Origin of the sequence: Pseudoselenomonas ruminantium (assembly GCF_900104055.1) — a bacterium.
GTDB classification, from domain to species: domain Bacteria; phylum Bacillota; class Negativicutes; order Selenomonadales; family Selenomonadaceae; genus Selenomonas_A; species Selenomonas_A ruminantium_C.
Genome location: NZ_FNJQ01000016.1, coordinates 57,221 through 72,422, shown reverse-complemented (window position 1 = coordinate 72,422; position 15,202 = coordinate 57,221). Strand labels below are relative to the sequence as shown.

General features: G+C 51.6%; 10 protein-coding genes. 3 read left to right on the top strand and 7 right to left on the bottom strand.

Features of this window, described 5'->3' with window-relative positions:
- The 3 genes from BLQ59_RS16540 to BLQ59_RS08125 form a co-directional block, all read left to right on the top strand.
- Positions 1–206, top strand: a 206-nt coding sequence (locus tag BLQ59_RS16540; protein ID WP_143005322.1) for an IS3 family transposase, incomplete at its 5' end; no start/stop codon positions are given.
- A 6-nt stretch (positions 207–212) separates the two neighbouring features.
- Positions 213–998 carry an autotransporter strand-loop-strand O-heptosyltransferase gene (locus tag BLQ59_RS08130; protein WP_081342508.1) on the top strand — a complete coding sequence of 262 codons (786 nt, stop codon included), beginning with the start codon at positions 213–215 and terminating at the stop codon, positions 996–998.
- A gap of 90 nt (positions 999–1,088) precedes the next feature.
- A complete protein-coding gene (locus BLQ59_RS08125) occupies positions 1,089–6,950 on the top strand; it encodes a hypothetical protein (RefSeq protein ID WP_074572366.1) in 5,862 nt (1,953 codons plus the stop codon).
- Positions 6,951–7,021: 71 nt separating this feature from the next.
- Here the strand turns inward: BLQ59_RS08125 and BLQ59_RS08120 are convergent, their stop codons facing one another.
- The 7 genes from BLQ59_RS08120 to BLQ59_RS08090 form a co-directional block, all read right to left on the bottom strand.
- Positions 7,022–9,241 (bottom strand): RelA/SpoT family protein, encoded by a 2,220-nt coding sequence (locus tag BLQ59_RS08120; protein WP_074572365.1) that lies wholly within the window; start codon positions 9,239–9,241, stop codon positions 7,022–7,024.
- A gap of 25 nt (positions 9,242–9,266) precedes the next feature.
- On the bottom strand, positions 9,267–11,237 hold the full coding sequence (gene recJ / locus BLQ59_RS08115) for a single-stranded-DNA-specific exonuclease RecJ (protein ID WP_074572364.1): 1,971 nt from the start codon (positions 11,235–11,237) through the stop codon (positions 9,267–9,269).
- A 148-nt stretch (positions 11,238–11,385) separates the two neighbouring features.
- Entirely contained in the window at positions 11,386–11,913 is a 528-nt protein-coding gene (locus BLQ59_RS08110; protein ID WP_176756763.1) for a hypothetical protein, read from the bottom strand.
- Positions 11,914–12,051: 138 nt separating this feature from the next.
- Positions 12,052–13,173: an IS200/IS605 family element RNA-guided endonuclease TnpB gene (gene tnpB, locus BLQ59_RS08105; RefSeq protein ID WP_074572363.1), complete on the bottom strand. Its 1,122-nt coding sequence runs from the start codon at positions 13,171–13,173 to the stop codon at positions 12,052–12,054.
- A 4-nt stretch (positions 13,174–13,177) separates the two neighbouring features.
- The gene (gene tnpA / locus BLQ59_RS08100) at positions 13,178–13,597 is read right to left on the bottom strand and encodes an IS200/IS605 family transposase (RefSeq protein WP_074572371.1); all 420 of its coding nucleotides are present in this window, start codon (positions 13,595–13,597) and stop codon (positions 13,178–13,180) included.
- Positions 13,598–13,757: 160 nt separating this feature from the next.
- On the bottom strand, positions 13,758–14,435 hold the full coding sequence (locus BLQ59_RS16025; protein ID WP_176756762.1) for a hypothetical protein: 678 nt from the start codon (positions 14,433–14,435) through the stop codon (positions 13,758–13,760).
- Positions 14,436–14,506: 71 nt separating this feature from the next.
- Entirely contained in the window at positions 14,507–14,983 is a 477-nt protein-coding gene (locus BLQ59_RS08090) for a CYTH domain-containing protein (RefSeq protein ID WP_074572362.1), read from the bottom strand.
- Between the last annotated feature and the right edge of the window lie 219 nt (positions 14,984–15,202).

The following is a 15,202-nucleotide window of genomic DNA, read 5'->3' as shown; positions in this document are numbered from 1 at the left end:
CACATTGCCTAGACAATGGCCCCATGGAAGGCTTCTGGGGTATCTTGAAGCGCGAGATGTACTACAGGCGCAGATTTACTTCCCGGCAAGAGTTGGTTGAGTCAATTGAGGAATATATAAGATATTACACTTATGACAGACCACAGCGTCATTTAGGCATACGAACCCCAAGTGAGTACCACGAAAAACTGGTTGGAGCTGCATGAAAAAAGCTGCTCGCATTAGTTGCGAGCAGCAATGAATATTTTTATTTTTTTACCTGTCCACTTGACGGGGAGCACACCACCTATCGGGTGGGCCTGTTCTTCAAGGGCGATACCGACCATCAGCCTTACGATTTCCGGCAGGTCGGGCTCCATCACACGGCCGGCTATATCCTGGGCGTTGACCCGCAGGAATCGGCCCCACGCTTGCCGGAAGATTTGCCGCGGGAGATTGCGGAACCCTATGTCTGCATTGCGACCAAGGCCACGACACTGGCCAAGATGTGGAATAATGGCTACGGTTGGGATTTGGTCGTGGACCATCTGAAGCAGTTGGGCTATCGGGTACTCTGCATTGACAAGGAACGCATTCAGGGCCTGGGGCATGTCTGGAGTCAGATTCCCCACGACGCCGAAGATTTCACAGGCGACCGCCCCCTGCTGGAACGTGCAGCCATGCTGCGCCATGCGGAATTTTTCGTCGGACTATCGAGCGGCCTGAGCTGGCTGGCCTGGTCGGCTGGTACCCCTGTGGTCATGATCAGCGGCTTCACCCTGCCCACCAACGAATTTGCCACGCCCTACCGCGTCATCAACACCCACGCCTGCCATGCCTGCTGGAATGCCATGGACACCGAATTTGACCACAAGGATTACTTCTGGTGCCCCCGGCATAAAGGCACGGAACAGGCCTACGAGTGCACGCGCGCCATCACCGGCCAGCAGGTCATCAACGTGATTGAACGCCTGCGCAAAGATTTACAGCTGACCGCTCCCAACGAGCAAAAAAAATAATTTAAGCCTCTTTCTAGTTTTATACGATAAATTATATACGGAATATTAGGAATTTATATGGGATTTGTTTTATCAAAGGAGTGACCAAGGATGAAAGGAAAACCCACGCAGGAAATTATCCGTCCAGCCGCATACGATAGCGAAGCCGCCTCCCATAGCGGCATTATGCAGCGTCTTTCCGGGGGGGGACATCTGTACGTACAAACAGCCGCAGCCCTGACCGCTGTCTGCAGTGTGCAGGGAGCCATGCTGCCCATGCAAGTGGCGCAGGCCGAAACCTTGCCAGATGGGCAAGATTCTTTAACGCTCGATAGCACAACCAGCCAAACAGAAAATACGATTACCGTTAATTCTGGCGGTACATTAAATGTTAACTCCGGCGGTACGGCCAGCAATACCACTGTCAGTAGTGGTGGTACACTGAACGTTTCCGGCGGTACGCTGGTCAACACCATCATCAACGAAAACCCCTGGATTCAGGGGTATGGATATCTGGTTAGTGTCAGAGCTGGTACACTGACTTCCACCACCATCAACAGTGGTGGCGAAGTATATGCCAATATCAGCGAAACCAATTCTGGCACACTGACTTCCACCACCATCAATAGTGGCGGCCGCCTCGTGGTCAGTGGCGGCACCTTAAACGGCGTAAACCTAAGTGGAGGAACACTTACTTTTTATGGCTGCACTATCAGCGGCACCATACAGGGATATGGCGCTCTCAACAAAACCCTATGGTCTAGTGGCGGCACCTTGATTGTTTCCGGCGGCAATATTACCATGAGTGGTGGTTACAACTACAAGCCTGATAGGGTAATAATCGAGGATAACCTGCGCATCTCTGGGCAGCTAACCTCGTTTATGGCTGGCGAAATCAGCCTTAAAGCAGTTGATGCCACAACGCCTGTTCTCTACTTTACGGCAAACAGCAGAGGCGTCAGTGGCGGTATCATTACATTTGACAAACTGAATGTAACGAACTTCAATGCGGGCACCGCCACCAGTGGTACATTGATTGCAGTTGATAATAACATCAATGACAACAGCGGCGCAACTTTGACTTCGGGCACTACCAATGCCACCTTGACCGCCGCGAATCCCAGCTATTCCTTCCTCACTGGCGAAGCAACACCTTACACGCCCAGTACAGCACCGGCTCTTACCCTTATGACAGCCGATGCCACCACCTTCACCTTGGTCAATAATGGCACTACGGAAAGTCCAAAATTGAATCGGCTGGATTTCAGCATCGGCCCTCAGGTATCCCAAGCAACCTTCAGCGGTACGGTTGCCTGGAATCCTGCCAGCGCCTACTATACCAATAGCGGAGGGAGCTTCGCCAATACCACCAGCCTTGACCTGTCCAATCTGCAGCTGGACTTCACCTCGGCCACCACGGCGGAGGCCCTCGGTTCCGGCACGACCATGACTTTGCTGGGCGGCGGCAATATTGCCGGCACCATCACCCAGCCCACAGCTATCAACAGTGCCACTTACGCCGGCACGAATGCCGATTATACCGCCAATCTCAGTGGCGAAGGCTCCCTGTCTGAGGGCAATCTCATCTATGGGCTGACCGGCGCCACGGTAACCGGCGTTAAGCTGAAACAGGTGTCCGACAATGCCGACGTCCTGCCCACCGGTTGGGCGGCCGGCAATACAACCATCGATGTGGACACCAGCCATCTCACCCTGCCCACCAATCTGGCTGCGGGAACCACCAAGGATATCTTCAGCCTGGAAGGTGCCTCCTACAACCTCACGGGCTCCAATGTCTTTGATACGGCCACCACGCCCCTTTCCACCGGCGAAAACGGCGTGACCCTCAGCGGCACCAAGACCGGTGGTGGCGTGCGGACCAAAGCGAATGCAACCTCTACACTGGAATATGTCGCTCCTGCCGACAAGATCAATCAGGCAACGATTGGTGAAATCACCTGGGCCAATTCCGGCACCGTGCTGGATGCCAGCAGCAGTGCCAATAATTTTGCAAGCCTCACGGCAGACAAGGTTGACACCACCGGCTTCAAAATCACCAATCCTACAGCAGCTACTGCTGACACTACCATGACCCTGCTGGCCGGCAATGATACGCTGGCAGATTTCGACCCGGTTTCCCGTTCCACCCGCTATACCACTACGCCCACCAGCCTCCTGTCCATCGAAAATCTCATAAACGGTTCCCTTTTTGCCAAGAGCGGCAATATTTCCTTTACCATCACCAGCAATCAGGCAGACAAGGCTGTCTTGGATGGCACCATCAACTGGAATCCCACGGCCGTCTATTATACGCATGACAATAATGCCTTTGCGGAAAATGCCACGCTGGATCTGACGAAGCTGAAACTTGACTTCACCTCCGCTACTACAGCAGAGGCCCTGAGCACCGGAACTGCCATGACCCTGATTGGCGGCGGCAAGGTGTCCGGCACCATTACCCAGCCGGAAAACAACACCTTTGCCGTTACCTATCAAGGGAATAATGCCACCTACAATGCGAATCTCAGCGGCAGTGCATCCCTTACAGACCATAACCTGCTCTATACCCTGACCGATGCTACGGTGACAGGCATACAGCTGAACAAAGTAACCGACACCGCCGATACCCTGCCCAATGGCTGGACGGTCGGCAATACGGCCATCGATGTGGACACCAGCAATCTCACCTTGCCCACCAATCTGGCTGCGGGAACCACCAAGGATATCTTCAGCGTGGAAGGTGCCTCCTACAACCTCACGGGCTCCAATGTCTTTGATACGGCCACCACGCCCCTTTCCACCGGCGAAAACGGCGTGGCCCTCAAAGGCACTAAGACCGGCGGCGGTGTGCGGACCAAAGCGAATGCAACCTCTACGCTGGAATATGTCGCCCCTGCCGACAATATCAATCAGGCTGCAATTAGTGAAATCACCTGGGCAAACAACGGGACTCTGCTGGATGCCAGTGGCAGCAGCAATAACTTTGCAGGACTCACCGCCAGCAGTATCGACCTCAGCAGCCTGAAACTGACCAATCCGCAGGAAGCAGCCTCCGGTTCTGCCATGACCCTCATTGCGGCCAATAATACGCTGACTGATTTTGCGGCGGTCGCCCATTCTATGAGCTACACGACCACTCCTGTCAGCGGTGTCAACGTAAACGCCACCATAACGGGCCAGGTGTCCGCTGCCAACGCTGCCGTCCGCTATGCCATCACAGGCAATCAGGCCACACAGCTCACCTTTGGCACAGTGGAATGGAAAAACAGCGGCGCACTGCTTGACCACAACACGACGATGCAGAACGTAGACTTCAGCACGGCCAAGGTCAGCACGGACAACATCTCCTTTACCGGCGTGAATGCCCTGAATACCAACGACAGCATGACGCTTGTTCAAAACTTTGGCACCGCCTCCGGCGTCATCAGCGGAACGGCGTATACCTTAGGCGATAAGACCGGCGAAGGCCATGCCTATCTGAAAAACAACAACCTCCTCTATCTCATCACGCAGGGCACGACGCAGAATGGCTCTGGCAACGAGCCAGGTAATGAGCCGGGCAATATCAGCAAGGACGATGCCATCAAGGAAAACGGCACTGCGACGAATCAAACCATCGAGGGGGATGTCAGCGGCGGTACCGCACAAAATAACGGCGTCGCCCAGCATAATGTCGCAGCCGTCACCGGCTCCACCGTCACCAAAGACGTCTATGGGGCCACCAGTGTCAAGGGGGCCACGACGGACAATACCGCCCAAGTGGCTGATTCCCAGGTCAACGGCAATGTCTATGGTACCTACAGCGACAGCGGCACAGCCATCGGCAATACCACCACCATCAACCAAAGTACCGTCAGCGGCGATGTGGCCGGTGCCTACAGCAAGAGCGGCACCGTATCCAATGGCAATACCGCCACGGTAAAGGATACCGCGGTCAGCGGCAATGTTTACGGCGGCAAATCCGACAACGGCGAAGTGAACCTCAGTACCACGGCCATTTCGGGTGGCAGCGTAACCCAGGCGGTTTATGGTGGCTATAGCGAGACCGGCGACACCAGCCAGAACAAAGTGGAGGTCACCGATAATGCCCAGATCACAGGCAATATCTATGGTGGTTTCACAGAAACGGGCAATACCGAAGCCAACACGGTAGAAATCAAAGGAAACGCCACCCTCGACGCCTACGTCTATGGCGGCAAGAGCCTCTCCGGAACCTCCCGCAACAACGCCGCCCATGTCGAAGATGCGACCATCGTCGGCATCATCGGCGGCGGCTGCGACGAAGCAGATGGCAACACTGCCTCGTTCGCTGCAGGAACCGCCACCAACAACATCTATGGTGCCAATGCCACCACCACGGCCAAGGACAACACCGTCAATATCACCGGAGGCACGGTGCAGGGCAGCGTCTACGGTGTCTATGCCGGCAAGACCGTGACGGGCAATACCGTCAACCTCTCCGGCGGAACGATTTTGGGCAACTCCGTCACGGACACCACCAATGAAGTGGCGCTTTCCCTAGCAGGCGGCATCTATGGCGGTTATGTGGGTGATACCTCCGGCACAGTCGACAACAACACCGTGAACCTCTATGGCACGTCAGACATTTCTAGCGCCGCACTCTATGGCGCTAACCTCTCCACGGCTACTGGCAATGTGCTCAATATCGGCTTTGCAGATTCCGCTGCCAATACCTTTACGCCCTGGACAGGCGGCGGCCAGAAAGTTGCCGATATCGCTAACTTCAATACCATCAACTTCCAGACCGTGCCTTGGAGCACGACCACCCCTGCCGTAACCATCAGCAATGGCACGAACAGCAATCTTGCCAATACCAAGATCAGCGCGGCCAATGTGTATTTTACCGGTGATACCACGCTCACCACAGGCAGTAAGATGACACTGCTGGATGAAAGCAAGGTTGCGGCGGACAAACAGTTGCAGGCTGGCAACCTCACTACTGCTTCGACCTATACGGTTGGTACCGGCCTGCAGGGCAGTGGCACTCTGTCCCTGGACGATACGGGCAATGTAATCTATACCGTGGAATCCGTCGGTGTCAGTGAACAGGCACACAATGTCCTGATGGGACAGACGGCAGTTCTCTCCAATCTGGTCGTCAGCAATGACTATATGGAAGATACGCTGGAAGGATTGGCCATCGAACAGAACAAAGGCCAGGAGGGCCTTGCCATCTACGCCAATATGGGCGGCGGCACCATGCGTCAGCATACCGGCAGCTATATCAACAGCAACAGCTGGAACGGCGTACTGGGTCTCGGCACGAAACACGGCCTGCCACAGGGCTCCATTGAATACGGCGCGTTCGTGGAACATGGCTATGCCAAATACTCCACCCACAACGGCGCTCACTACGGCAATGGCACAACGAAATACACTGGCGGCGGCATCCTCGCCAAATGGACCACGAAGAATGACCTTTATCTCGAAGGCAGCGTAAAATCCGGCCGCGTCAAGGACAATGCTTCGGGATTCTTGCAGGATGCCCTTGGTAACACTTATGGTTACAACACCCGCAGCGAATACCATGGTGCCCACCTCGGCATCGGCAAGGTCTTCAAATACCATAACGATGCCCAGCTGGATGTATACGGCAAATATTTCTATACGCTCAAGAAAGGTACCTCCTTCGACGCCGGCGGTCACTATGACCTCGACAATGTCAAGAGCAGCCTGATGCGCATTGGTGCCCGCTACACCAAGCACGGCCGAAACTTCGACTACTACGCCGGCCTTGCCTACGAACATGAATTTGATGGGCAGGCCCGTGGCACCTACAACGGCTTAGCCATTCGCAGCGCCGATGTCAAAGGCGGCAGTGCGCGCCTGGAACTGGGTGCTAAGCTTACCCCCAACGAAAGATCTCCTTGGGGGCTTGATATCAATCTCACTGGCTACGCTGGACAGAAGCGCGGACTTTCTGGTTCGGTTTCCGCTGTATTCCAATTCTAATAATCACACCTAAAAACCGTCCCTCAGCAACAGTCTCGTTGCTGAGGGACGGTTTATTTATTCACGCATATTTACATATTTGCATTGCTGCCCATTTTCCGGACTACGCTATAGACATCCTTAACCCGGCGCAGACGCGTGATAATCTGCTTGACCTGCGTGGAGCTGTTCACATCAAGCCCCAAAAGAATGGTAGAAGTCTTGGTACTGCGGTTGGGATTTGCATTGATGCTGTGGATGTTGATCTTCATTTCCGTGGGCACGGCCAGCACATTGGCCAGGATGCCGCTGCGGTCATTGCAGACGATTTCCAGTTCGACCTTGTACTGCTTGTCAAGACCTACATCCCAGCTGACTTCAATCATGCGGGAGATATCCGTATCCATGAGCACATTAGGACAGTCCGTGCGGTGCACCGACACGCCGCGTCCCCTGGTCACATAGCCTGTGATGGGGTCGCCCGGAATCGGGTTGCAGCAACGGGCCAAACGCACCATCAGGCCGCTCTCGCCCTCGACCAATACGCCGTGGCTGGATTTGCTCTTACGGTTGCTGGCCGGACGTTTGAGCGCCGAAAGCATCTGCGTCACATCGAGCGGTGTCTTTTCCTTGATTTCTTCCTTATGGAATTCCACCAGCCGCGTCAATATGCCATGTACGGTAATGCCGCCATAGCCCACGGCCGCCAGCAGATCGTCCTCACTCAGGATATTGAGCTTCTTGGCCACTTCCAGAAGGCGGCCATCCTTCAGCAGCTCTTTGGGCGCATAGCCCAGCCGCTTGGCCTCCTCGCGGATCAGCTCCATGCCCCGTTCGATATTCTCCTCGCGGCGTTCTTTCTTGAACCACGAGCGGATCTTGCTGCGGGTTTCCGACGAAGCCACGATATTGAGCCAGTCCCGGGATGGGCCGTTATTGGCCTTGTTCGTGATGATGGAGACGATATCGCCGTTCTTGAGCTTATGTTCCAGCGGTACGAGCTTGCCATTGACCTTGGCCCCGACACAGTGATGGCCGACCTCCGTATGGATGCGATAGGCAAAGTCAATGGGAATGGAACCTTTCGGCAGGTCCACCACATCGCCCTTCGGCGTGAACACGAACACTTCATCCGAGAAAATATCCACCTTGAGCGCTTCAAAGTATTCCTTCGGATCGCTGAGTTCCTGCTGCAGGCTCACCATCTGCCGCAGCCAGTTCATTTTCTGGTCCATGGCGCCGCCCGCCGTGGAACCCTTGCCGTTTTCCTTGTACTTCCAATGCGCTGCGACACCGAACTCCGATACCTCGTGCATATGGAAGGTGCGGATCTGTATTTCCAGCGGATAACCGCGCGTCATCACCGTGGTATGCAGGGACTGATAGCCGTTGGATTTCGGCATGGCGATATAGTCCTTGAACCGCCCCGGAATCGGCTTCCACATGGCATGGATTACGCCGAGCACGCCATAGCAGTCCCGCACGGACTCCACCAATACGCGAATGGCGGACAGGTCATAGATTTCGCTGATATCCTTCTTATCCCGCAGCATCTTCTTGTAGATGCTGTAAAAATGCTTGGCGCGACCCTTGATTTCCGCCTTGATGCCGGCCTCGCCGATCTTCGCTTCAATCTGCTCGATGGCCGTATCGATAAAGGCCTGCCGTTCCTTGCGCTTCTGCTTGACGTTTTCCACCAGGTCATAGTATTTCTCCGGCTCCAGATAGCGCAGGCAGAGGTCTTCAAGCTCCCATTTGATATTGGAAATACCCAGACGGTTGGCCAAAGGTGCATAGATTTCAATGGTTTCCTTGGCAATGCGCTTCTGCTTGTCCTCGCGCATGTATTTGAGCGTGCGCATATTATGCAGGCGGTCGGCCAGTTTCACCATGATCACGCGGATATCCTTGGCCATGGCCAGGAACATCTTGCGGTAGTTTTCGAGCTGGACTTCCTCCTTGGATTTATATTTGATGCGACCGAGTTTCGTGACGCCATCCACGATCATGGCCACTTCTTCGCCAAACATTTCCTCAATCTGCTCTTTGGTGTAAAGGGTGTCTTCCACCACATCATGCAGCAGCGCCGCACTGATGGTCACATCGTCAATATGCAGTTCCGTCAAGATTTCCGCCACATGCAGCGGATGGATGATATACTCTTCGCCGGACACTCGCACCTGTCCCTTGTGGGCATCGGCGGCCAAATCATAGGCCTTGCGAATCAGGGCAACATCAGCTTTAGGCTCATAGGCCTGCACTGCTGCAATAATGGAATCTATGGTCACTGGTGCTTTGTCTTTGTCGTTCATAATGTCCCATCTCCTTCCCTAAATCTTAGCGGTGCCGCCGGTAAGTTGGCGAAGCATCCAAATCCATCCGCCCGCTGGCCTTGGGCAGATAATAACAATTTTCCTCCATATCCATGCGCAGCAGGCTGAGTTCCTGGAAAATCCGCAGGCCCAGGCTCATGGTATAAAGGGAGATATGCGTCCCCCGCTTGCAGAAATCCACTGTGAGTTCTTCGGCAGTATAGGGAATATAATCTTCCTGCTGCTGAATCTGATAGAGGAATTTATAGATACTGACAAGCTGCTCGCGCTCCGGGAATATGCGTTCACCGTCCGCCGGGGCAATGCTGTCCACCATGCACTGCAGGCTGCGATTGCCTTGCCATTCATTGATGGCGGGGCTGTATACCATATCGATGACTTCGCTGTTAATGATCCCTGCGTAGTCACTGCGATTCCAGAATAGTGCCGTCACCGGAGCTTTGGCACTGCCTACCTGAAAGCGCAGATGCTGCCCTTCCTTGCCAATGACCTGCGGCGCCGTGCCCCGGATTTCCCGCACGCCAAAGAGCGGCTTGGGATTTTTCATGCCAAAGGGTTCCAGCTTGGCCAGTTCATCGATCAGGTCAAAGGTGATTTCCTCCGGCGCAAGCTCCATTTCCACCTTGACCTTGGGCACATAATCCTCCGGTGTCAGGGTTGCCTCAGCCACTGCCGCGAAAGCCTCCTTAAAAGCTTTTAATTCGCTTTCGGCCACGGATAATCCTGCCGCCTGCGAATGACCGCCGAACTGCAGGATATGCTGCTGGCAGGCCTTCAAGGCTTCGTACATATGCAGCCCTTCAATGCTGCGGCAGGAACCCTTGCAGACACCATCTGCCTGCTTGCTGAACACGATGGTCGGCTTGTAATACTTATCCACCAGACGGGAGGCCACGATGCCGATAACGCCAGGATTCCAATTCTCTCCCGCCACCACGATGGCCGGCAGATTGGTCACGTCCTCCCCTTTGAGTTCTGCCTCAGCCTTGGCCAGGATTTCCTGCTCGATGGTCTGCCGCTGGCTGTTGAGCATATCCAATTCCATCGCCAACGATTCGGCCTCAGCTTCATCCTTGGTCAGCAGCAGCTCCACACCCTTGCGCGCCGAGCCGATACGCCCCGCAGCATTGAGCCGGGGTGCCAGACGGAAGCCCACATGGCCGGTATTAAGCTCTTCATCGCGGATATCGGACACCTCCACCAATGCCCGCATCCCCGCAAAAGAGGATTTGCGCATGCGCTTAAGCCCCGCCGCCACAATCTTGCGGTTCTCGCCCAAAAGCGGCACGATATCGGCCACCGTACCCAAGGCCACGATTTCCAAATCCTGTGCATAACGCTGACCATGCATTTCCTGCCATAAAGCCTGACAAAGCTTGAAGGCCACGCCAACGCCCGCCAGATTCTTGTCCGGGTAGGGACAATCCTCACGATGCGGATTGACCACGGCCAGTGCCGGCGGCAATTGCTCTCCCGGCAAATGATGGTCCGTCACGATGATATCGAGCTTGCCCGCCATCGCCGCTACATCATCCACCGAGGCGATGCCGCAGTCCACAGATACCAATAGCTTCGCCCCGTCCTCAGCAATGCTTTGCAAAGCAGGCAGGTTAAAGCCATAGCCTTCCTTTTCACGATGCGGAATATAGAAACCGACATTTGCCCCCAGCGCCTTGAGATTATGCACCAACAGCGTCGTGGCCGTCATGCCGTCCACATCATAGTCGCCATAGACCACGATTTTCTCCTCGCCGTCGATAGCCTCGATGATCCGATCTACAGCCTTGTCCATATCCTTCATTAAAAAAGAATCATAAAACGGCTGCTTCTCAGGCTGCAGAAAAACCTCCGCCGCCTCCTTGGTACAAATGCCGCGATTCCATAAGATATTTGCCAGGCTCTTCGTCACGCCCAACTCTTTTGCAAAAGCCACTGCCTCAGGAGCAGCGGCACTTAATTTCCATTCTTTTAACATACTTTACACTCCTGTGTAATATCTTATCTCATTTTAGTTGCGGCGTAAATACCAACGAGCACTCTTGGGAGAATTTTTGCCCAAAATAAAACCACCCATCGAATTGAACAGGTGGTTTTAATCTAAAACTCAAAATCTACCGTTTTTCTTATTCAGCAGCCTGCTTCCAGCTTTCGCCAACGCTGCCCTCTTCCCGCACCTCTTTTGCTGCCGCATTCATGCGCGCGAACGATTTTCTTACGCCGCCTGCATTATGGTCGTAATCTACCGCATGGTCAGCACCTATGCCAATAGCGGCAGCCTCAGACGCAGAATCGATATTGGCACCCATGAAAATGAAATTCCATTTGTACTCCTTTGCAGCCTTTTCAATCATTCTTTTTACATCAGCTTTGCTATATTCCTTGCTGTCGTTTTCCTTGCCATCCGTCATGATGAGGAACAACACGCGCCGTTTAGCAGGGCAGATACCATCATGATTCATTCTGCCCAAGGTATCTGCAACGGTTCTGCCCACTGCATCCAGAAGGGCTGTCATTCCTCTGGCATAGTACTCTTTATTGGTTAACTCCGGTACTGCCTTTATGTCTTTGGCCTCTACGATTTTTTCATACTTGTCATCAAAAAGGACAGTCGTAACCTCAACACGCCCCTTTTCCTGCCGCTGCTTCTCCAAGAAGGAATTTTGACACTCCCCATGCCTAAAGGCAGGGGATTCTTGGTTCGCTGAACACTGCGGTTTGGCCGTAGCCAGTTTGACTTACACGTTCTCCCCAAGCGTAAATTCCCGTGTGTCCCACGGTACTAATTTATGTTAAGCAACCTGTTTTTGTTCTATTGCCTTTCGCAGTATATTTATTGCTGCATTGGCATCTCGGTCATGATGTGAACCACATGCAGGGCAAGTCCAATCCCTGATACCAAGATTCTTAGTTTCCTTGTTCTGGTATCCGCATTTTGAACAGGTCTGGCTTGACGGGTAGAATGTGTCTACCTTCAAGATTTCAGAGCCATGCAATTCTGCCTTGTATTCAAGCTGACGGAAGAGCTCAGACCAGCTTACGTCTGATATAGCACGAGCCAGTTTGTGATTCCTCATCATGTTTTTGATTTGCAGATGTTCTATGGCTATGGTTTTATTCTTTCTAACCAACGCTGTAGAAGTTTTGTGCAGAAAGTCTTTGCGGATATTGGATATACGCTCATGGACTTTGGCAACACGGATACGAGCCTTGCCACGATTGACAGATCTTGGCATTTTTCTGGAAAGCCATCTTTGTTCTCGCACGAGCTTTCTTGTCAAACACCGTAGAATTCTAGGGTTGGCAACAGTATTCCCGTTGCTGTCCGAATAGAATTCCTTCAAGCCTACATCAATACCTATTTGCCCGCCATCATTGGTCTTGAGCAAATTTTCCCTGTCCAATTCTACGCATATAGACACAAAGTATTTGCCAGAAGCAGTACGACTGACCGTAGCATTAAGGATTCGCCCGTCAAATTCTCGGCTCTGCTTGATTTTCACAGCTCCGATTTTAGGCAGCTTGATTCGATTCCCTAAGATACGGATGCCATTGCTCTGATTCCTGGTGCGGTAGGATTGACTATGGTTGTGCTTGGACTTGAAGCGGGGGTATCTTGATTGGTGCTTGAAGAAATTCTGGTATGCTGTATCGAGATTTTTCAGGGACTCCTGCAACGCCATGCTGTCCACCTGTTTCAGCCAGCTGTATTCTTCGTATCTTTTCAAATCCGTCAGCATGGCACTGGTTTGATTATAGTTTACAGACTTATGATTTGCAGTCCACTCGTCCCTGCGGATGGCCAGAAAATGGTTGAACACAAATCGACAACAGCCCAAGGTACGATTGATTAGCTCCTGCTGGGTATGATTGGGGTATATCCTGAACTTGAATCCCATTGTGTATTTTTCCATTTTCTCACTTCCTTTGCGATGTTTTCTGATTCTCGATATACTGCTTCACGATGTTAAGCGGAGCACCACCGACAGTGGAGCAAAAATAGCTGTTTGTCCATAGGCTAGGCAGTTTAGTTGTCAGCCATGGAAATTCCTGCCTCAAGATACGGGAGGTCTTGCCCTTGATAGTCTTTACGGCTTTGTGGATGCCGAACTGTGGATGAACCTCTAGCAGAAGATGCACATGGTCTGGCATGATTTCCATTTCGATTACATCGACTTGGATTTCTTCACAGATTGACTTGACCAGCTCCTTTAGTCTGGTGTCAACGCCATTGACCAACACTTTTCTACGATATTTAGGACAGAACACAATATGATACTTACAGGAGTACACAATATCATGACTCGAATGGTATTTTATCTCCTTAATTTCTTTCATGTTAATATTATACTGCTTAAAGAAATCTAATACAACACAAGTCAAAAATTTATTGTCCACCTTCAATTACTTACGTAACTTCGGCGGACGCGGCTTATATCCCCATATCTGAAGCTAGGGTTTTACGCCGCATTCGATAAAATGCACATAGCTCTTTCTGTCAGCGCTCCGCCTTGGGCAACGCATTAGGCAGCAGGCCTTTATAATGAAAATACATCCACAACTGCAGCGGAATCATCAAAACAAAATATGCAGCGCATACGATTGTCAATTCGAATACGTCAAACTGCTTTAGAGCATAATGATCCACATACATGATAACCAATGCCATTATTACAACTGCATCCATAAGCAGCCAGCTCCAAGTCTTGAAGCCTCTGTGCCCCTGGGTAAAAGGCGGCTTTAATGATGCTATAGTTATATTGCCTGTTCGCTCAGCCCACTTATCATGTATAGACCAGCAAATTGATAGTACACCAGCTGTTGCAGATAGCCAAATAACATTTACCAGATATATTATACCTGTAATATGAAATAACTGTGGGCTATGCATCACATCATTCCAAAACAAATAGATTAGTACAACGGTCTCAACAATGGCACCCAGCTTTAATAATTTCAATGATGCATAATAGCAGGTTGAGAGAAACGATAGTTCTTCTGGCCATTCTATCAACGGACTCTGCCAACCTTCTTTGTGAGCTTCCAGATACAGCGCCACAGCACAGGCAAACACAAATACTTCCATCTTGTGTTCATCAACAAAGAATAAGGCCAAAAACACCATTCCTAGAAACACCAGGAATCGAGCGGATGTAGCAAAGTTTTCATCATCCATATTCAACACCTCCTTAGCTAGGATAGCAAAGGAAGATTAAATTTATCTTAGCCCTTCTAAATTTCAATAGTTCAAAATAGCTGCTTCACAATTTCCATACCATCAGCCTGTGCCAATGTCCCATAGGAAAATCTCGCATCTTCCGTGACTTCCCGGCCAAACCATGCAGGCGGTATAAACGACATGGCCTCTTCCCTTGTCGAAAATTCTACTTCCACATAGTTAAAACCTGCTAAATGCCCAACATGTACATGAAGTTCTGCCCTGTGTCCATCTGACAGCACGAACATATAGCGATGTTTTTCCACCATTATCGTTCCCGGCCACAGCCTTGATGCCAGATTTTCAAATTCATGCCTATTTATATCCGTCTCCCATTCTTCCCGTACCAGTCCTGCACCACGCTTCACAGTCAACATGAAACGATCATTACCTATCTGCCGGATACGAATTTCAGGCTCTAATGACACATATCCCTGACGCAATACCTCATATTTTGCAGGTAATTCAGGCAACTCATCCACCAAGAATTGACGTTCTATTTCCATTATCGCACCCTTATATTCTTAATAACTTTCTGCTAATATAGCATCTATCAATCTATAAAGTTCTTCCTTATCCGTGCCTGATTGTATTAATTTTTTTATCATTATTCCTACTGAAAGATTCGTATCTTCTTCAAAGTAAGATTTAACATAGCTTCTTTTTCTTCGTAGCATAGTTTTACAAAATCATCAGCAGTCATTTTTCTCTATCCATCCTTCAAA